Here is a 21233-nt window from a genome sequence, read left to right as displayed (position 1 = left end):
CAAAAAACAAAAGTTATAACCATCCTATTTTCTTACGAGACTCTAATATAACAGAGTCTACTTGATCCTTAGTCAATGCAATATCAGGAATAATATCAAAAAACTCATCTGTACACAATCCAGCAATATCTTCAAGACTGTTGATACCATTTTTCGACAACGCTATAATATCACTCGGCCTTAAAAATGGTAACATAGTAACATCCTTATCAACAGATAAATTATCTAAAATCTGTTTCATTTCAGCATCTTTACGCACTAAATAATCAGCTGCTCTACTTTTTAATTCCTCTGCAATTTCCTCATTGAACCCATCTATTGCAGAAATATCACTAACAGATGCTTGATCTATATCTTCAATACTAACAAACCCCTCAGTAAATAACAATTGCCCTATTATTTCTTCAACATCCAATCCTTCAACAAATATTTTTGAACCTGCACTCAATTCTTTCGCTTTTCTACTTGATTCAGTTTCATCTCCTATTACATTTATTTTCCAACCAACCAACTCAGATGCTAATCTGATATTCTGCCCATACCTACCAATTGCTAAACTTAGTTGATTTTCAGGAATAATTAACTCTACTTTTTCCTTATCTTCATCAATAATGACTTTTAAAACTTCTGCAGGAGCTATAGCATTAACTATAAATTTAGCAAGTTCTGGAGAATATAAAATCACATCAATCTTCTCTCCATGTAATTCAGAAATAATACCCTGAATTCTTACACCTCTTGCACCAACACATGCACCTACTGGATCAATATTTTTATCAGAAGAAAAAACCGCAACCTTCGACCTTGAACCTGGATCCCTAGCTATTGCCTTAATTGTAACTATTCCATCATATATTTCTGGGATTTCCTGCTTGAATAATTGCTCCATGAATCCTTTATTGATTCTTGAAAGAAATATCTGAGGTCCTGAATTTTCCTTTCTTACATCTTCTATGTGAGCTTTTACTCTATCACCCACACGAAATACCTCTCCTTTTATCAAATTTGAAGCTGATAAATAACCTTCATTTCCATTTAGATCTACAATAACATTATTATATTCTATACGCTTAGCAGTACCATAAACAATATCACCTACACGATCCTTAAAATCTTCATACTGTTTCTTACGCTCTTCTGAAATAATAACTTGAGCAATCTTTTGCTTTGCAATCTTAGCAGAACTATAATCAAGATCAATAACAGGGAGAGGCTCAAGCATTATATCACCAACTTCAACATTTTTATCAATTTGTTTAGCTTCTGCTAAAGTAATCAATTTATATTTGCTTACATCAGAAAAATCTATCTCATTTTCTTTGCCTTCAGGAACACTAATATCACCATTATTATTGATAACTAATACTTGCCTATAAGTAGCTACTACACCAGTTTTTTTATCCACTGTAACTTTAATCTTACAATTCCCATATCTACTACGACTAGTTAGTTGGATAGCTTCCTCTATAGCTCTTATTATAACATCCAAATTCAAGCCTTTCTGATCAGCAATATCCTTAGCCACCCTTATTAACTCTAAGTTATCAAAATTTTGTAGATTAACCATAAAAACCCTTAGTAAAAACCTATGTACAAAAAACTAAGATTTAGTGCACCTGATTATTTAAAAATGACACATATTCAGATAAAACCGCGGTAGGAGTTTATATTATAACTACTATTCAAGTCAAGTAATTTCTCCTTACACTAAACTTACTATACACCTCGTAAGTTCATTTGTTAATTTTATTATATTTCCCTATCATAAGCAACGCAGGAGTAAAAAATAAAGTAATCACAGTAGCTAAACATAAACCAATAGCTATAGTATAAGATAATTCAAACCAAAGCTGGCTTGACGGTGAATTATAAATAACTTGCCGATTAATAAAATCAAAACTTACACGTAACATCATAGGAACCAATCCAATAATCCCAGTAACAACTGTCAATAATATTGGCCTAACTCTAGATAAAGCTGCTCTTACTATAGCTTCTTTTTTATTACATATAGTATTCATATTAATATAAAAGGCATCAAGAAGCAGAATATTATTATTTACTATTACACCAGCCAATACAATAATACCTACTCCTCCCATAACTACAGAAAAAACATGACTTGTGATAAAAAATCCAAAAAATATACAAGTAGTTGATAGAAAAATAGCTGTCATAATAATTAATGTATTATAAATACTGTTAAACTCAGTAATTAGAACCAACATAATAAGTACTACTATTATAACAAATGCTTTAATTAAAAATTTTTGTGATTCTTCTTGATCTTTTATTTCTCCTTTTATTTCAACCAATACCTCTGAATCTAATTCCTCTTTAAATTTTTGATTTAAAAAATTGATCATCTTTTCTAATAAATACCCTTGAGATAAATCAGCCATAATACTTACTGTTCTTATACCATTAATATGATTTATTCCACCTTCTTTACGTTGAGCTTTATGAATAATAAAATCACTAACAGCAGTATATCCATGTAAAGTATTAACAAACAGATTACTCAACGTATTTAAATTACGATATTCCTTAGGAAATCTGAGAATAATATCTACTTCATCATTAATATTATCTGGGTGATACCTATTTAATAATACTCCTCCAGCTATCATTTTTATAAATTTGCTAAGTATAGAAATATCAACCCCAGATCTCATTGCCTTGTTTTTATCAATATCAATTTTCCACTCTATTTCTAAAGATGATCTATTGTCTGTAACATTTTCAAATCCTAAAGAATTATTCATAATAGATATTATCTTATCCGTTGTATCATTAATCTTATTTACATTACGTGAACTAATATCAATACGTATTGGCTTACCAGTGACTGGTTTCATTCTTTCTTCCACAATATTTATAATAACACCTTTCACATCTTGTAGCTTATTTCTTATCTCATTTAATATTTTGTCAGACTTCCTACAAATAGAGCATTTTTTTAATTCCACCTGAATTTTTCCAATAACATTATCGACATCCAATGAATACTCAAACAGACCAGCTTTTACATAAAAAAATTTTATCCCACCTATATCAGAAATCCGTTGTTCAACTTCTCGCAATATGTCATTCCTTTCATGGACAGATAAATTATTATTTGATCTTATAGTGATAAGCATTCTTTCTGATTCAATATTTGGAAAAAACTCTACACCCGGACCAACCATAAAATATCCAAACGTAGAGAAAAACAATATGCTAACTATTACACAAACAAATTTTTTAGGATGATTAAGTACATTATTTAAAATTCTACTATAACCTCTGGTAAATCTACCCAAATGTACAAAATCACCAGTATTTATCGCTATAATTTCTGCTACACTTTTTTTATCAGTCACTGATGGCATTCCAATAAGAGATCCTAAAACTGGAATAAAAATCAAAGCCATAATCCACGAACCACTTAAAGTTGTGATTAATGCAATAGGAATATACTTCATAAATTCCCCAGTAGTGCCAGGCCAAAACAACAATGGAATATATACTACTAATTTTGTTAAAGTAGCCGATGCAACTGGCCAAAACATATCATGTGCAGCTTGCTTAAAAGCTTCCATTTTATTCAAACCACCTATCATTTTTCTATCTGCATACTCAGTAACAACTATGGCATCATCAACAAGCATTCCAACAGCCATAATCAAAGAAAATAAAATTACTATATTTAAGGTATACCCTAATAAATACATAATGATAATACCAAACAAGAAAGACCCAGGTATTGATACGGCAACTAACAATGCAGTCTTAGTTCCCATAAATACCATCATAATTATCACAACTAATAAAACTGAAATTAAAATAGAATTCTGTAATTCATTTAAAACATTCGATATCTCTTCCGATTCATCTTGAAGATAAATAACTGATAAATTGTTTGGCAATATATTTTTGAGATTATTCATAAGTTCTTTTACTTGAGAGATAGTCTCAATAATATTCTTACCAGTTTGCTTTGATATTTCTAGAACTAAACATGGCTGATTATTTACTCGAACAAATTCCTTATTATCTTGATAAATTGGCTTTATAGTAGCAATATCACCTACAGTTACAACAGAATAACCATCAGTTTTTACTGGTATATTCATAATGTCCTCTATATTCTTTAAAATACCTGACAAATGCAGTGTATATTTACCAACTGTAGAGTCCAAATTTCCAATATTCAGAAACTGATTATTATTCAATACAGCCATTATCACATCTTGCATTTGCAAGTTATAGCTATTAATAACACCAGGAGAAATATTTATCTCAATAATATCTTTACTATTTCCAATAATCTTAACACTTTCTATATTAGGTAAACTTTCCAATCTAGATTGCAAATCACTTGCAACTTTAAACAATGTCCTGTTAGGTAAATCACTAACTAAAGCTATACTTAACACTGGAAATAAGCTAAAATTCTCTTCATTTATTATAGGAAAGGTTGCTTCTTGAGGCAATTTAGCACGTATCACATCCACTTTTGATCTTACATTTTCTAAAGCTTCTCTATGGTTAAATCCTGCACTAAATTCTAATATTACATTTGCATAGCCGTTTTTAGCCATCGAAGTAATTCTACTAATACCCTTCACAGATTTTATCTCTTGTTCAATAGGATACACTAAAAATTTCTCTACATCTTCAGATGACATCCCTTGCAATGTAGTATGAATAGATAAAATAGGTTTTTTAATTTCAGGATTCTTTTCTTTGGGAATATAAAAATAAGAATAACAACCAAATATCAATATAACCATCAACAGAAATATCGATACTCTATTCCTTTGTAAGAATATCTCAGCAATCTTTCTCATTACTTTATACTTACTATAATTAATATATTATACAATACCATGACACATAAAAAACATTTCTACAAGTAACAAAACATCATTTAGAACGTTCAATATATTTACAAGCTAGTATTGATGCTTCATACAATAATAACATAGGTATTGCTAATCCTATTTGGCTTAACACATCAGGTGGTGTCAGTATAGCAGCAAGAATAAAAATAACTACAATTGCTACTCTTCGCTTTCGTGACAAACCTTTTGCAGATACTATACCAATCCTAGACATTAATGTTAAAAATATAGGAATTTGAAATGCTACTCCAAATGCAAACATTAGCTGCAATACTAAATCTAAATATTCACTTACTGATGGCATGAATTCTATTGGTACGCCCATTGAAGCATCTCTATTTTCAAATGCAATAAAAAATCTCCAAGCTAAAGGAAATATATAATAATACACCATTGCAGCTCCAAGAATAAAAAGCACTGGTGTCGCTATCAAATACGGTAATAATATCAACTTTTCCTTTTTATATAACCCTGGAGCTAAAAACATATAAAATTGCCATGCAAAAACAGGAAAAGAACCCAATAAAGCAGCCATAGTAGCAACTTTTAAATATACAAAAAATGCCTCTGTTAAATCAGTATATATTAGGGAAAATTCAGAATTAGCACCTTCTAGATCTATTAAAGGAATTAATAAAAAGTTATATATTCTTTCAGAAAAGAAGTAACATACACCAAACATGATACAAAAAAATGCAAAACAAAAAAATACTCTATATCTCAATTCTTCAAAATGCTTAAAAAATAACATTTCGCCAGTTGTAGATTCCATAATTATAGATTACCTTTTTTACTATTGTTTGTAATAAACATTAACATAATTTTCGATAATTGATACAAATTGTTCAAAGATATTACCGCCTTCTAAAGTACACAACTTCTCTCCATTCTGATACACTGCAGCTACAGGCCTCTCACCATAGCCAGGAAGACTAATACCTAAATTTGCGTGTTTACTTTCACCTGGACCATTGACTATACAACCCATTACTGCTACAGTCATATTTTCAGATCCGGGATTATCATTTCTCCACACAGGCATACGTTGCTTTATATAATCATTAATATCTTTAGCTAATTGGTGAAAATACTTAGGATTAGTTCTATTACAACCTGGACATGAAGTTACCTGCGCAGAAAAATTTCTTAAACCTATACTTTGCAAAATTTCTTGACATAACTTGACTTCAATACTTCTTGCTTCACCAGGTTGTTGAGTTAAGGAAACACGTATAGTATCTCCTATACCATTTAACAATAAGTAAGATATTCCTGCAGCACTGCTAACCATTCCTTTTGTACCAGACCCTGCTTCTGTCAACCCTAAATGTAATGGATAATTACATACATTTGACAATACTGTATAAACAGGTATTAAATCTTGTATTTTACTTGTTTTACAAGATATAACTATCTTATTTTTAGATAAGCCAATTTCTTCTGCACGTTTAGCACTTGTTATAGCAGAAATTACCAATGCTTTCTGCAAAACTATATAATCTGGCTTAGGGTTGATAAGTAATGCATTATCATTCATTAATTTTGAAGCTAAATACTTATCTAAACTCCCCCAATTTACACCTATTCTGATAGGGATATCATGTTTTATTGCAAACTCAACAATATCTTCAAAATTCTTATCCCGTTTATTTCCAAAACCAACATTTCCTGGATTAATACGTATTTTTCCTAAAGCAGCTGCACAATCAGGATACTCATTTACCAATCTAGCAATTTCATATTGTCCACATCCTATTATCATCTTAGCACTAAAGCCATGATCTACCAATACATCTCTTATATACGGAACATTTTTCATAGCTTGTTCTGAATTAACTGCAACTCTTACCAATTCAGATCCAGCTTGCGCTAACTCTAAAACCTCATGTGCATCTTTATACACATCTCCAGATCCGCCTAACGCCATTGACTGCACTACTACAGGATTGTTGCCACCAATTACTACATCACCAACTTTCACTTCATAGGTTATTTTATTTTTATTTGCAATACAATTAAACAACCCATCTTCATTTAAAATTCTATCTACAATCTCACATTGCATACAAAAACATAACCTTGTATCAAAGCAAAATTATATACAGTTAACCCTAACAAATCTACCTAAAAATGTATTCTAGTCTTCATAGTACGCCATACCATCATCATCATAATAATACGTAATACTATAATCTTCATCATATTCTTTCATCTTCTTAATACTTTGTAATAACATCTGATTTTCCTCTTCTATAGATATTACTACTTGTTGATCATCCTTTTCAGATATTTTAACATTCTCTTCTAGTAAATTATCTTTTTTATCTTCTGTATTTTGTAGTTCTTCTGTCGTATCATTTTGATCTTCACTTGGCTCGTTTAAGAATGATAGAAAGTGTACAGCTTTATGACTATTTTTTTGTTCATCACTCTCAGATACTTGTTTAGGAGATTCTACATCACTTTTAGGTTGAGAGAACGTAGGCTCCTCACTATCATTAGCAATATTACCTGCGACATTATTATCAGAACCCTTACTATCATTTTCTATTTTTGTAAATTTTAATAATGAACGTAACCCTTTTTCTTTCTTGTCAGCCTTATGATCACCATCATCATTTAACTTAGATGTATCAATAATCATATTCTCAACTACTGGAAGCTTAACATCACTAGGTTTGTTATCTTTAACATCTCGCAGCTTACTCTTATCTTCAGCTTTAATTACCGGAAGCTTAACATCACTAGGTTTGTTATCTTTAACATCTTGTAGCTTACTCTTATCTTCAGCTTTAATTACCGGAAGCTTAACATCACTAGGTTTGTTATCTTTAACATCTCGCAGCTTACTCTTATCTTCAGCTTTAACTACTGGAAGCTTAACATCACTAGGTTTGTTATCCTTAACATCTTGTAACTTATTCTTATCTTCAGCTTTAATTACTGGAAGCTTAACATCACTAGGTTTATTATCCTTAACATCTTGTAACTTATTCTTATCTTCAGCTTTAACTACCGGAAGCTTAACATCACTAGGTTTATTATCCTTAACATCTTGTAACTTATTCTTATCTTCAGCTTTAACTACCGGAAGCTTAACATCAGTAGATTTGTTATCCTTAACATCTCGCAGCTTACTCTTATCTTCAGCTTTAATTACTGGAAGCTTAACATCACTAGGTTTATTATCCTTAACATCTTGTAACTTATTCTTATCTTCAGCTTTAACTACCGGAAGCTTAACATCAGTAGATTTGTTATCCTTAACATCTCGCAGCTTACTCTTATCTTCAGCTTTAATTACCGGAAGCTTAACATCACTAGGTTTGTTATCCTTAACATCTTGTAACTTATTTTTATCTTCAGCTTTAATTACTGGAAGCTTAACATCACTAGGTTTGTTATCCTTAACATCTTGTAACTTATTCTTATCTTTAGTTTTGACCACTGAACTTTTCACATCAACATGTCTATTATCGTGATCTATAACATCATCATCATTTTCTATAGGATCAATAAACTTAGCACCTGCAACATCAACTAAATTAACGCCATTACCATCTACCATTAAATCACAGTTTTCCTCTTTTAAAAGATCCCCATATTCCTTTAACAAGTCAACATCTCTAACTTGAACTTTTGGCTTTACTTTACGTCTTACACTAACTTTCTTACTGCTTTCATCAATACCTGAAACCAGTGCATTTCTACGTTCTTTATAAATTGAGTAAGCACGAGAAAACCCCACATCACTATCAAAAGCTTCACCATCAGGATTATAAACTGGAGAATATTTCTTACTAAACTGATATCTACTCTTATTTGAACACGAAATAACAAAACAGAAAATCAATACCAACAGTACATTCAAGATATTACGTCTAAACATCTAACACCTATAATACATGGTTTATTTGCTTTAATATATTTATACTAAATACACTATGTTAAGTAAACGCATTATTTAACAATATCAAAACAAATATATAACTATTTAAAAGAAATCGAATTTTACTAGTTAACAATTTTTTAAAAATCAAATACTATTAAGCAGTAACAATACTAACTATAACAACTGAAAAATACACATTTAACCCAACAATCAAGTAGAAAGGATAATACACTAATTACACAATATAGTAAATAATTTAATATATTAATATAACTTATCAATAGCACTACTTGCTACTCTTCTACTTACCAGATCACAATCAAGAATACTTGATAGAGAATTAATGCGTCCATAATTGACTAAGTTTAACGTCTCACATACCACACTTACAATATCAAGAAATCTTATCTTCTTATTTAAAAAAGCATCAACAGCAACTTCATTTGCAGCATTTAAAATAATGCTATTAGCATGAACATTAGACGTTTTTAATACTTCAAACCCTAACTTTATACCAGGAAATTTATAAACGTCAGGCTTTATAAATGTTAATTGATTACATGATGCCAAATTTAGTTTTTTACATAAAATAGCTGACCTATCGGGCCAGGACAATGTATACATAATTGGAATCTTCATATCTGGCACAGACATGAAAGCAATAGATGCGCCATCTACATAAGATACTATTGCATGTATTATAGACTCAGGATGTATGATTATATCTAACTTCTCAGCTTTTATTGAAAAAAAATAATAAGCTTCTATAATTTCAAGAGACTTATTAATCATGGTTGCACTATCAACAGAGATTTTTTTTCCCATTTTCCAAATAGGATGCTTAACCGTATCCTGAACTGTAACATTTTTTATTTGATCATAATCCATTGATAACAATGGACCACCAGATGCAGTTAAGGTAATTTTTTCTAAATTTTTTTTACTACTAGAAAGTATTTGATATATAGCATTATGCTCTGAATCTACAGGAACAATATTAACATTTTTTTCTTTTGCTAAACTAAGCAATAGTGTACCCCCACAGACTATGCTCTCTTTATTTGCTAATGCAATAACTTTAATACCAGAATTAATTAAATAAGTCATCGGTATAAGCGCTGCCATCCCTACAATAGCCATCATTGCATAATCCACATCTAAAGATGTAGCCATAACCATTCCGGAATCCCCTGCACTAACTTTAATATTAGTACCAACTAATAAATCTTTTAACTCCTGATATAAATCAACATTAGCAATAACAACCCTTTCTGCATTAATTAACTTAGCCTGAAATGCTAATAACTGAACATTTGATTTTGCAACTAATACTTTTACCTGATACTTATCAAGGTCAGCAAATATTATATCAATAATCATTTGACCAATAGCACCAGTCGAGCCAAATATTGAAACTGTTTTCACATGCTTTAATATTCAATAAATTTATTACATTATATATCGAATATTCAGATTATTATCCATTAAAAAAATTAAAATGTAAAAAAATAACCTATTAAACGCCTAACATCACCAACAAATACAAAAAATATACAATTTATTAACACTGTAAACAACAGAATGAAAGACAAATTCCTGTCTGCTAATGATATATTATTGGAAGTATCACTAAAATCAAAATACATTACCTTAATAATTCGTAGATAATAATAGCATGAAATAACACTTACAATAACAAAAGCTATTGCAACCTTTATAAAACCATTTTCTACCAAACTTAACAACACATCATACTTAGCATAAAATCCAGCTAGAGGTGGTATTCCAGCCATAGATAGCATAATCACAGCTATACAAAATGCTATTACCGGAGACCTATTATGTAAGCCTTTCAAATTTAATAGGTTACAATCATCATCACGATATTGTATTAAAATAGAAAAAAGTCCTATATTCATAACAATATATAACAATAGATACATTATTGTAGCTATATTACTAGCAACAGTATTCATTGCTAATGAAATTAACATATACCCCATATGCCCAACAGCAGCATATGAAAATAACCTTTTTAAATTATTTTGTCTCATTGCTCCAAATGCTGAAACAAATATAGATAATATTGATACACAAATCACTATATGTTGCCAGTCTTTAGATAAACTAGGCAATACTTCATTTAATATTCTAATTAATAAAAATACAAACGTACTTTTTGGAACTATAGAAAAAAATGCTGTCATAACAGTTGAAGTACCTTGATAAACATCAGGAACCCACATATGAAATGGGGCTGCTGATAATTTAAAGAACATACTAATCAAAACCAGTACTACACCTAAAACAGCACCTAAAGGTATATATTCACTATAAGAAAAGAAATTGTATAATTCATAAAAATCAACTTGTGTTGTATAACCATACAACATAGAAATACCATATAACATTATACAAGAAGAGAGCGCACTTAAAACAAAATATTTTATACCTGATTCAGAAGATCTAATTGCATTTTTATCAAAACATGTTAATGCATACAAAGTCACGCTTTGAATTTCAAATGACAAATAAAAAGAAAGTAAATTGTTTGCAGAAATCAAAGTAATTAAACCAAAAACCGCAAGCAAAATCATTATTGAAAATTCATAACAATATTCCCTACCAGATGCTAACATCATGAATAGAACACTACTGCTAGAAAATAAAATGATAATTTTTGCAATAGAAATATACAAACTAGATTTTAAAAGTCCATCAAAAATTAGCTTTGGTTCAACATCTAAATTAATTATGACAATACCAATAGTAACTAATAAACTAACCAATGAAAAAACATGTATAACTTTTTTATTCAGCACAATCCCCAATAATAAGAAGATTAAAGATGAACTAACTAAAAAAATTTCTGGTATTATATAAACAAAATTATTCCAATACATAATAAATAATCTCAAATGCTACTAAAGTACAAAGTTTCTTAAAGACAACTGCTCTATGAATGGAGTTAAGCATTTTAATAAGATATAATAAGGATATAATCCAAATAATAATATAAAAGCAGCTAAAATCACTAAAATAAATAACTCATTTTTATTAAGATTACAATTAATTAAATCACAATTTTGTACACTCCAGATTATTCTTTTACATAAAAACAGCATGTATAAAGCACCTAATATAACTCCAATAGTAATAAAGATTGAAAATAATTTAGAATAATGAAAAATTCCTAATATAGATAAAAATTCTCCTATAAAACCTGAAGTCCCAGGTAAAGCAATCGAAGCCATCGAAAAAAATATAAACATAATGGAAAATTTAGGCATTGTTTTTGCTAATCCACTATATCTTACTATCTCTAAAGTATGAGTACGATTATAAAGTATACCAACACAAATAAATAATGCTGCGGACACTAACCCATGGCTAATCATTTGAAATACAGCTCCTGATATTCCATATTCATTAAAAGAAAATATCCCTGCTGTCACAAAACCCATATGAGCTATTGAAGAATATGCTATTAATTTCTTAATATTAGTTTGAACAAAAGATATTAATGAAGCATAAATTACACCTATGATGCTTAATATCATTACAAAATTTGAAAAATACATACTAGCTTCTGGTAGCATAGGTAGAGAAAACCGTAGTAATGCATATGTACCAACTTTAATAAGAATACCAGCCAATAAAACAGATCCTACTGTAGGCGCTTGAACATGAGCATCAGGTAACCAAGTGTGAAAAGGTATAACAGGTATCTTTATCGCAAACGAAATAAAAAATGCAATCCATACCCACTTCTGTGCTTTAAGGTTCAAATAATTTGATAAAATATAAGTCAACTGTCCTATATCGCTTATTTTACCAGAAAAGAAATATATATATAATATTGCTATTAAAAATAATAAAGAACCACTTAAAGTATATAAAAACAACTTAAACGTAGCATATATCCTATCCTCATGTCCCCACATTCCTATAATGAAAAACATTGGAATTAAAACAGATTCAAAAAATATATAGAACATTACTATATCAAGTGAAACAAACACTCCTACGGTCAATCCTTCTAATAACAGCAGTAAAGCAAGAAATATGCGCAAATTATTTGATTGCATGTTATATAAAGCAAAAACAACAGATAATAAAAATAAAAAAGTTGTTAATAATAGAAGTGGCAAAGATAATCCATCTATACCGACTACAAAACCTGGTGCCAGATTATGTATAAACTGAAAACCTTTATATAAATAATCAAACTTTACAGCTACAATAATATTTATAAAAAATGAAGTTCCAGCACATAATAAAGAAATTACTCTTATAGATAACGAACTTGCCTTAAAATTACTAACTGCTAATAAACATGACCCCAATATTGGTAATAAAACCATCAAAAATAGCATATGCTTTAAAATCTTATATTATTATAAATTAACCACATGATAATACTTATCAAACCCAATAGCATAATAAATGCATAATCAAAAATAAAACCAGTTTGTATCTTAACACTACCCTTTGAGCAACAATTTACTATCTTAGTAATACCACCTAACCCAAAATAATCAATAATTTTTTTATCAACTACTTTAGAAAAGAAACTCGCTATATATCTAACAGGTATTATAAAGATAAGATTATATAACTCATCAAAATACCACTTATTATATAGAAATTTGAATAATCGATTACAATAAAAATTACCAAAACAATTGTAAAAATATTTTAAATAAGCACACACTATTCCAAGTATACTTAAAAATAATGGTAATAATTTTACAAATAATCCCACTTCTACATGCTCATGTATCTTTATACTACCTTTCCAAAATGCAACATCATTAATCAGTAATAAATTTTGTCCCCACATACCAGAAAATATAGAACCTATAGCTAATATCAATAAAGGTACAAGCATTACTTTTCCTGACTCATGTATTGAAAGACTTGTTGATCTTACTTTATGGAAAACTAATATAATCAATCTCCAAGAATAAAAAGCTGTTAAAAAGGCAACCAAATTACATATTATAAAGGCAATCTTACTAACATGATAGCTACTTTCAATAATAAGATCCTTTGAATAGAAACCAGCAAATGGAAAAATACCTGCCAATGCTAAAGACCCTATCCAAGTTAACACATATGTAAATGGTATTTGACGCCAAGAAGCATTCACCTTATGGATATCTTGTTCATGTGTAGCATGAATTATATTACCTGCACACAAAAATAATAAAGCTTTAAAAAAAGCGTGAGTCATTAAATGAAATATGGCTACACTATATGCTGATAATCCACATGCAATAAACATATATCCTAACTGACTACAAGTAGAATATGCTATTATCTTTTTTACATCACTCTGTACAATAGCAACAGTTGCAGCAAATAAACAGGTAAACGCACCAACAATCAAAATAACGTTGCGCGCCATAACTGATAATTCAAATAATGGAGAACATCTGGCAACAAGAAATACCCCTGCTGTTACCATAGTTGCAGCATGAATCAACGCTGAAGCAGGAGTTGGACCTTCCATTGCATCAGGTAACCATGTATGCAAACCAATTTGTGCAGATTTACCCATACATCCAATAAAAAGCAATAAACATATCATATCCAAATAAGGTATCGGATAACCAAAAAAATTAACTACACCTTCAACATATATTGAATCAAGCATGTTAAATATCTTATTAAATTCTAAAGATCCAAATACCCAAAATACTGCTACAATTCCTAATATGAAAAAAAAATCCCCTATCCTATTCATAATAAAAGCTTTCATTGCTGCTTTAGTAGCTGAAGCTTTCTCAAACCAAAAACCAATCAATAAATAAGAACATAAACCTACACCTTCCCAACCTAAAAAAAGTTGAGCAAAATTATCACTCGTTATTAAAATCAACATAAAAAATGTAAATAGAGACACATAAGATAAGAATCTAGATACACCTACATCATGAGACATATAACCCATTGAATAAATATGCACTACTGCTGACACTGTATTAACTATTATTAGCATAATCATACTTAATGAATCTATATACAATGACCAACTAACTTTTAATTTATATAATTCAATCCACGGAAATAAAGTAATAACATAACTATCTTTAAAATTAAAAAATAAGTACCATGACAATAATGATGCACAAACTACTAAGGATGTTGCAACTAATTGAGACATTAATCTATTATTCATCATACTAGCAAAAATAGAACCCATTAAAGGCAAAAAAACACATAATAGTTCAACTTTAACCATAAAACCTGTCCTAATTAATTATGATTAGTCAATAAGCACCTAAAAAATTTTCTACTCTTTCATCTTATTAGCTGTTTCAACATTAATATTTCCACAATTTCTGAAATATACTACAATAATAGCTAAGCCCACTGCAGATTCTGCAGCAGCAACTGTTAATATAAACATAACAAAGACTTGTCCTAAAATATTATCAAGGTATACTGAAAAAGCAGTAAAATTGATATTGATTGCTAACAACATTAATTCTATTGACAGAAGAATAGTAATGATGTTTTTGCGATTAATAAAAATCCCAGACACACCAATAGTAAATAAAATCGCACCTAAAATAAGGAAATGATCTAAAGTAATACCAGCTTCAGTTAGAATTTTCATAATCTACTCCTTGTCGTACTTTAACATTCACATATTTCACAGTAGATGATCTATTAACTTGAGCACCTACACTTTGCCTATATACATTGCCATTTTTAGTACGCAAAGTTAATACTAAAGACCCAATTATTGATATCAAAAGTAGTATCCCAGATAAATGAAACACATACATATACTTTGTATATATTAAGTTACCAATAGCAATAACATTACTTACATAAGAAACAGATCCCGTCACTAATTCAGTTGTTGCAGACTGCTTAATAACAAACACTATATTAACAAATAATATCATTCCACATAATAACCCTATAGCAAGATACTTCGTAAAGCCACTTTTCAATCTTGAATAATTTATATCTAACATCATAACTACAAATAAAAAAAGTACAGCTACAGCTCCAACATATACTATTATAACTAGCATTGCTATTAATTCTGCACCCAATAAAATAAATAATGTACTAGATATAAAAAATGTTAAAATTAAGAATAATACAGAGTAAACAGGATTTGAGACATAAACTACAGATATAGAAGATAATACTATTAATACTGCAAAAAAATGGAACAAAAAATAAATCATTATATTTATATTCTGTTAATAATTAACAAATTCAACAAAAGAGTATAACTACATCAAACATTGAAGTAAACTATTATTACAGCCGAAATGCATAAGTCAATAAGTATTACTAATAATCTATAATTATTGAATTATGTAATAAAATGAAGATGATTTTTTGAAAAATAATTAATTCCAATAAAGTAAAACTATCATGTAATGTATCCATAAACTAAGATCTTAAAATAAAAATCTTTTACAATAGTTTAGTATACTTATTTATCAACTCAGAATAATACTTACCTTATATTAATTGACTATCTTGTTTAACATATTTATAAAAATCTACTTTAAGTATTGCTTTCAACTAACGCGAATATCTGATAAATTATTATTTAAATCGCATAACAATAGAAAAAACATGAGTATACAATGCTTTCAGAATCTCATAATAAATACATTCTCATTGGATACTGGGTCTACTATAATGTGATCCAAAATGCAGACGTATATTTGATATTATTAAATCAGTAAATAAAAAGATTTTTTAAGGTATTATTGTGAAAAAAGGTTATAAATTTTAGTATGTGCTATTGTGACTAGGTTTAAAATGGTTACAGTACATACTGTATAATTGTTTGTATATTTTATACTGATATTAAGCTTCTGATATGAAACAATTTGCGAAATAACGTTTAGTGAGATTGAAGCTGATTTATCAACTTGATGATAATAACTGTATTAGAATAGGTTATTCATAGTACTTCATGTATTTATAGAAAGTAGTAGTAGTAACTTTTTAGTAAAAACTTTAATTTTAGTATGGAAAATTGATTTTGTCAATTATAATGTAGTAGAATATTAATATACTAAAATTTAATATATTTATATCAAAAAATTATATGAAACTAATATCATTGTTGACACAAAATGGTCTTGCTTTAATACCTGAGAACGAATGTATTTATGATAAGTCATCAGACGAGTACATTCCAAAAGATCAGAATATCAATATAATTACTCCAGTTCCTAATATTCATCCTGATTATGTACATTTGATACATAAAGCAAAATTTGGCCAACATTGCCTTATATCTAATGCAGTTTTGGCAAACGACATTTTCTTTATGTATGGTAAAAATCCACAAGGTAAAGAGTTATATTTAGGTTTTGTTGCTCAACATGGTTCTTTACATAATATATATTCTCTTGGATTAATGTTGAATGACGGAAGATTAATAACATGTGGAGAAATAACTACTCCAGGGATATCACCAGAAGAGCACACAATAAACTTGTTTCGTAATAGTCGGGAGTGGATAAAAATTCCTTTTAGGACCAATTCTTCTTGTACATATAGGTTTGATTTTTTTAATATGAGCGGAGAAGTGTTTCATAGAGAATATAGCACCACACATTTGGATCACATTATAGTAGATCCAGTATCCAATGAGAATGTATTTATTATGAGATTCTGAAAGCATTGTGTACTCATGTTTTTTCTATTGTTATGCGATTTAAATAATAATTTATCAGATATTCGCGTTCGTTGAAAGCAATACTTAAAGTAGATTTTTATAAATATGTTAAACAAGATAGTCAATTAATATAAGGTAAGTATTATTCTGAATTGATAAATAAGTATACTAAACTATTGTAAAAGATTTTTATTTTAAGATCTTAGTTTATGGATACATTACATGATAGTTTTACTTTATTGGAATTAATTATTTTTCAAAAAATCATCTTCATTTTATTACATAATTCAATAATTATAGATTATTAGTAATACTTATTGACTTATGCATTTCGACTATAATAATAGTTTACTTGAATGTTTGATGTAGTTATACTCTTTTGTTGAATTTGTTAATTATTAACAGAATATAAATATAATGATTTATTTTTTGTTCCATTTTTTTGCAGTATTAATAGTATTATCTTCTATATCTGTAGTTTATCTCTCAAATCCTGTTTACTCTGTATTATCTTTATAAAGTAGGTCTTCATTTATAATTTTTAAAATAGAATTCTGCTCTGGAGTAGATATTTATGCATTGACCTTAATCACTATCAATAATACAGTCTTTTTAGTAATTCAAGAAAATTTACTTTAAATAACAGTATCGGCTAATATATATTCTATAATGCTAATGCTGATTATTTAATAAGTTCTACTAAAAAAATTTATTCTTAATAAATAGAATTATAGCTTTTTATTACTCATCACAATCTTAAAAATAATTCTATAAAACTAAATCTCTATTCTATCTTCATAATATATCGTCTACTACCATCTACAGGATTCACGGTTACTCTATCCAAAGCTGTATTATGAAATGATGTGTGAAACAACTCACCATTCCCATTAACATAGTTAAACATCTGCATACGACACTGCCCAGAACTTGCATTTATTTTGAGATTACTTTTTAACTCATTAAATAACTTGATCACTTGCTCTTCTGTTGAAAGACCTAACAAGTCTTCACTAACTTTTCCATGTAACGGGATCAATGTATTATCTAACATTATACCATTCTTTGTTACATCACGAACAACGCCATATGGAAGTGTAAAGACCATAAATACAGGACAAGATAATACTGGACTATTACCAAAAATAAACATTACATTCATCTCAGAATTTGCACCACTTACAACAGCAAACTTTGTAAAGTTTGACCTATATAGATAACTATAAGGACTATCTGATGTAGGAATCCCTAATTGCTCATTCATAATGGGATCCATTGTATAAGCAACGCCTAGACTCTTATCATACTTACATGCTGCTTCAGGTAACAAAACAGGCATACCATTTCTAAGCAACAATAACGTTAAGTGCATATTAACTCCAAACTTAAAATTATTAATATCTTTATTAATAATAATAAAATTAAAGTATATATTACACCTATTTAGTTAAAAATTATATAAAAAATAATTAAATTATTGATATGTTAATAAAAGTTAAAAATTTACTTATATATAATCCCCTAACAGTACATTAACATGAAAAACAGATATATTTTTAAATACAAATAAAAACCATAACACATAGAGATTAAGTTAATTTATCATTATTATAATCCCTTATCCGATCTTCAATAACATTTCTAAAATGTCTAATTAATCCTTGTATAGGCCAAGCTGCAGCATCACCAAGAGCACATATAGTATGCCCTTCTACTTGATGTGTAATATTCAATAATAAATCAATGCTTTCAGATGTAGCATCACCTTTTACCATTTTCTTCATGATTCTCCACATCCAACCAGTACCTTCTCTACATGGTGTACATTGTCCACAAGATTCATGCATATAAAAATGTGATAATCTTTCTATAGCTGCTATTAGATCTGTTGATTTGTCCATAACTATTAGTCCTGCAGTACCTAACCCTGATTGTACAGCTCTTAAAGAATCAAAATCCATATTTACAGTGTCACAAATAGACTTTGGAAGCATTGGTACTGATGAACCACCAGGTATTACTGCTAATAAATTATCCCATCCTCCACGAACACCTCCTGCATATTTTTCTATAAGCTCCTTCATGGGAATCCCTAATTCCTCTTCTACATTACATGGGTTATTCACATGACCTGATATACAAAAAATCTTAGTACCAGTATTATTTTCTCTTCCGAGAGATGCAAACCAATCACTACCTCTCCTCATGATCTCACTAACAGTTGCAATAGTTTCAACATTATTAATAGTAGTAGGACAGCCATATAACCCTATTGCAGCTGGAAAAGGAGGCTTCAATCTTGGCATACCTTTTCTTCCTTCTAATGATTCAAGTTGAGCAGTTTCCTCACCACAAATATATGCTCCAGCACCTCTATGAATAAAAATATCTAAATCATACCCAGAATTACATGCATTCTTCCCTATTAACTTAGCTTTATAAGCTTCCTCTAAAGCTTTAGATAATACTAAATACTCATTATAAAACTCACCACGAATATAAATATAAGCTGTAGTTACATTCATTGCAAAACCAGCTATTAATATTCCTTCAATAAGCCTATGAGGGTCATATCTTAATATATCACGGTCCTTACATGTACCAGGTTCTGATTCATCTGCATTAATTATTAAATATGCTGGCTGTCCTTCTTTTCTAGTTTTTGGCATGAAGCTCCATTTCAATCCTGTAGAAAATCCTGCTCCACCTCTACCACGCAATCCTGATTTTTTTATTTCTTGAATAATATGTTCAGGACCTAAGTTTAATATTTCTAAAATATTACTCCAAATACCCCTACTTTTTGCAGATCTCAAAAACGGAGAATATTGACCACTAAGATTAGTAAATACTTTATCACTATCCTTTAACATAAAGCCTTATACAATATTAGAAATTACCAAAAAACTAACAGAATTAATAACGACCTATACAAACACCGCTAACATTAAGACTATACTAACAATATTACATAACTCCTAAAAGTAAAAAACACATCCATTAAAAGAACATGATTAAACGGGTGGGCCTGGGAAGAGTTGAACTTCCGACCTCACGCTTATCAGGCGTGCGCTCTAACCACCTGAGCTACAAACCCCTAAAAGCTACTATAATTTAAGAAACAGAACTAGCTTCTAAGACATCAACAAACGTCTTATTATACACACCTTTCCTAAAATGTACAAAACCTGAGATTTTAGAAAAGATAGTATGATCTTTTCCAATACCAACATTCTTACCAGGGTGATATTTTGTCCCTCTTTGACGTATTATAATATTACCAGGAATTACTTTTTCACTTCCAAACTTTTTTACACCTAACCTTCTACCTCTCGAGTCCCGGCCATTACCGGAGCTACCACCAGACTTTTTCGTAGCCATATTTACTCCATATTGTTAATTTTAGTAACACGTAAAACAGTCATGTATTGTCTATGACCATTCTTTCTTCTATAATTTTTACGACGTTTTTTCTTAAAAACTATTATTTTATCATTTCTACATTGTTCAAGAACTGATGCTGTAACAATTGCATTATGTGTAAAAACAATATTGTTATTCACATCAGCCAACGCAATCACTTTATCCAAAGTAACTTCCTCCCCTACAGAAGCATTTAACTTTTCTATCTTTATAACATCCTGCTCTTTTACCTTATATTGCTTCCCACCAGTTTCAACAATAGCAAACATAATATATCTCTTAACGTTCAAATCAATTATTATTTTTAGTAATTCTGCTCAATATAACATAATATGTCAATAACATTGTTACTCTTTTAAATTAA

At 29.2% G+C, this 21233-nt stretch carries 16 protein-coding genes and 1 tRNA gene; 1 reads left to right on the top strand and 16 read right to left on the bottom strand.

The window, feature by feature from the left end; genetic code table 11:
* Positions 1–13: 13 nt before the first annotated feature.
* From nusA to ECH_RS02310, 11 genes are all read right to left on the bottom strand, one after another.
* Entirely contained in the window at positions 14–1567 is a 1554-nt protein-coding gene (gene nusA / locus ECH_RS02360) for a transcription termination factor NusA (RefSeq protein WP_011452679.1), read from the bottom strand.
* 166 nt (positions 1568–1733) lie between these two features.
* The gene (locus tag ECH_RS02355; protein WP_011452678.1) at positions 1734–4832 is read right to left on the bottom strand and encodes an efflux RND transporter permease subunit; all 3099 of its coding nucleotides are present in this window, start codon (positions 4830–4832) and stop codon (positions 1734–1736) included.
* A 76-nt stretch (positions 4833–4908) separates the two neighbouring features.
* Positions 4909–5658 (bottom strand): twin-arginine translocase subunit TatC, encoded by a 750-nt coding sequence (tatC, locus tag ECH_RS02350; RefSeq protein WP_011452677.1) that lies wholly within the window; start codon positions 5656–5658, stop codon positions 4909–4911.
* Between the two features lie 21 nt (positions 5659–5679).
* On the bottom strand, positions 5680–6951 hold the full coding sequence (ispG, locus tag ECH_RS02345) for a flavodoxin-dependent (E)-4-hydroxy-3-methylbut-2-enyl-diphosphate synthase (RefSeq protein WP_080502264.1): 1272 nt from the start codon (positions 6949–6951) through the stop codon (positions 5680–5682).
* A gap of 72 nt (positions 6952–7023) precedes the next feature.
* Positions 7024–8775 (bottom strand): TRP75-related protein, encoded by a 1752-nt coding sequence (locus tag ECH_RS02340; RefSeq protein WP_011452675.1) that lies wholly within the window; start codon positions 8773–8775, stop codon positions 7024–7026.
* Positions 8776–9042: 267 nt separating this feature from the next.
* Positions 9043–10203 (bottom strand): 1-deoxy-D-xylulose-5-phosphate reductoisomerase, encoded by a 1161-nt coding sequence (dxr, locus tag ECH_RS02335; RefSeq protein ID WP_011452674.1) that lies wholly within the window; start codon positions 10201–10203, stop codon positions 9043–9045.
* Positions 10204–10271: 68 nt separating this feature from the next.
* A complete protein-coding gene (locus ECH_RS02330; protein WP_011452673.1) occupies positions 10272–11681 on the bottom strand; it encodes an NADH-quinone oxidoreductase subunit N in 1410 nt (469 codons plus the stop codon).
* A gap of 21 nt (positions 11682–11702) precedes the next feature.
* Positions 11703–13154 carry a complex I subunit 4 family protein gene (locus ECH_RS02325; RefSeq protein WP_011452672.1) on the bottom strand — a complete coding sequence of 484 codons (1452 nt, stop codon included), beginning with the start codon at positions 13152–13154 and terminating at the stop codon, positions 11703–11705.
* A 5-nt stretch (positions 13155–13159) separates the two neighbouring features.
* Complete coding sequence (gene nuoL, locus ECH_RS02320) at positions 13160–15025, bottom strand: NADH-quinone oxidoreductase subunit L (RefSeq protein WP_011452671.1); 1866 nt, start codon at positions 15023–15025, stop codon at positions 13160–13162.
* 51 nt (positions 15026–15076) lie between these two features.
* The gene (gene nuoK / locus ECH_RS02315; RefSeq protein ID WP_011452670.1) at positions 15077–15403 is read right to left on the bottom strand and encodes an NADH-quinone oxidoreductase subunit NuoK; all 327 of its coding nucleotides are present in this window, start codon (positions 15401–15403) and stop codon (positions 15077–15079) included.
* Positions 15387–15989 (bottom strand): NADH-quinone oxidoreductase subunit J, encoded by a 603-nt coding sequence (locus ECH_RS02310; protein WP_006010547.1) that lies wholly within the window; start codon positions 15987–15989, stop codon positions 15387–15389. The genes nuoK and ECH_RS02310 overlap by 17 nt, the downstream gene beginning before the upstream one ends.
* A gap of 881 nt (positions 15990–16870) precedes the next feature.
* Between ECH_RS02310 and ECH_RS02305 the strand changes: the two genes are divergently transcribed.
* Positions 16871–17446 (top strand): hypothetical protein, encoded by a 576-nt coding sequence (locus tag ECH_RS02305; RefSeq protein ID WP_006010548.1) that lies wholly within the window; start codon positions 16871–16873, stop codon positions 17444–17446.
* 784 nt (positions 17447–18230) lie between these two features.
* Here the strand turns inward: ECH_RS02305 and ECH_RS02300 are convergent.
* The 5 genes from ECH_RS02300 to rplU form a co-directional block, all read right to left on the bottom strand.
* Positions 18231–18818: a hypothetical protein gene (locus ECH_RS02300; protein ID WP_011452668.1), complete on the bottom strand. Its 588-nt coding sequence runs from the start codon at positions 18816–18818 to the stop codon at positions 18231–18233.
* Positions 18819–19035: 217 nt separating this feature from the next.
* Positions 19036–20319, bottom strand: a complete 1284-nt coding sequence (nuoF, locus tag ECH_RS02295) for an NADH-quinone oxidoreductase subunit NuoF (protein ID WP_006010550.1) — start codon at positions 20317–20319, stop codon at positions 19036–19038.
* A gap of 150 nt (positions 20320–20469) precedes the next feature.
* Positions 20470–20543 (bottom strand) — tRNA-Ile (locus ECH_RS02290).
* 17 nt (positions 20544–20560) lie between these two features.
* Positions 20561–20827 carry a 50S ribosomal protein L27 gene (gene rpmA / locus ECH_RS02285; RefSeq protein WP_006010551.1) on the bottom strand — a complete coding sequence of 89 codons (267 nt, stop codon included), beginning with the start codon at positions 20825–20827 and terminating at the stop codon, positions 20561–20563.
* A gap of 2 nt (positions 20828–20829) precedes the next feature.
* On the bottom strand, positions 20830–21138 hold the full coding sequence (rplU, locus tag ECH_RS02280) for a 50S ribosomal protein L21 (RefSeq protein ID WP_006010552.1): 309 nt from the start codon (positions 21136–21138) through the stop codon (positions 20830–20832).
* Positions 21139–21233 lie beyond the last annotated feature (95 nt).

The organism is Ehrlichia chaffeensis str. Arkansas (assembly GCF_000013145.1).
Lineage (GTDB): Bacteria > Pseudomonadota > Alphaproteobacteria > Rickettsiales > Anaplasmataceae > Ehrlichia > Ehrlichia chaffeensis.
The sequence above is the reverse complement of the archived record's forward strand: the minus strand, read 5'-3'. Positions and strand labels throughout refer to the sequence as shown.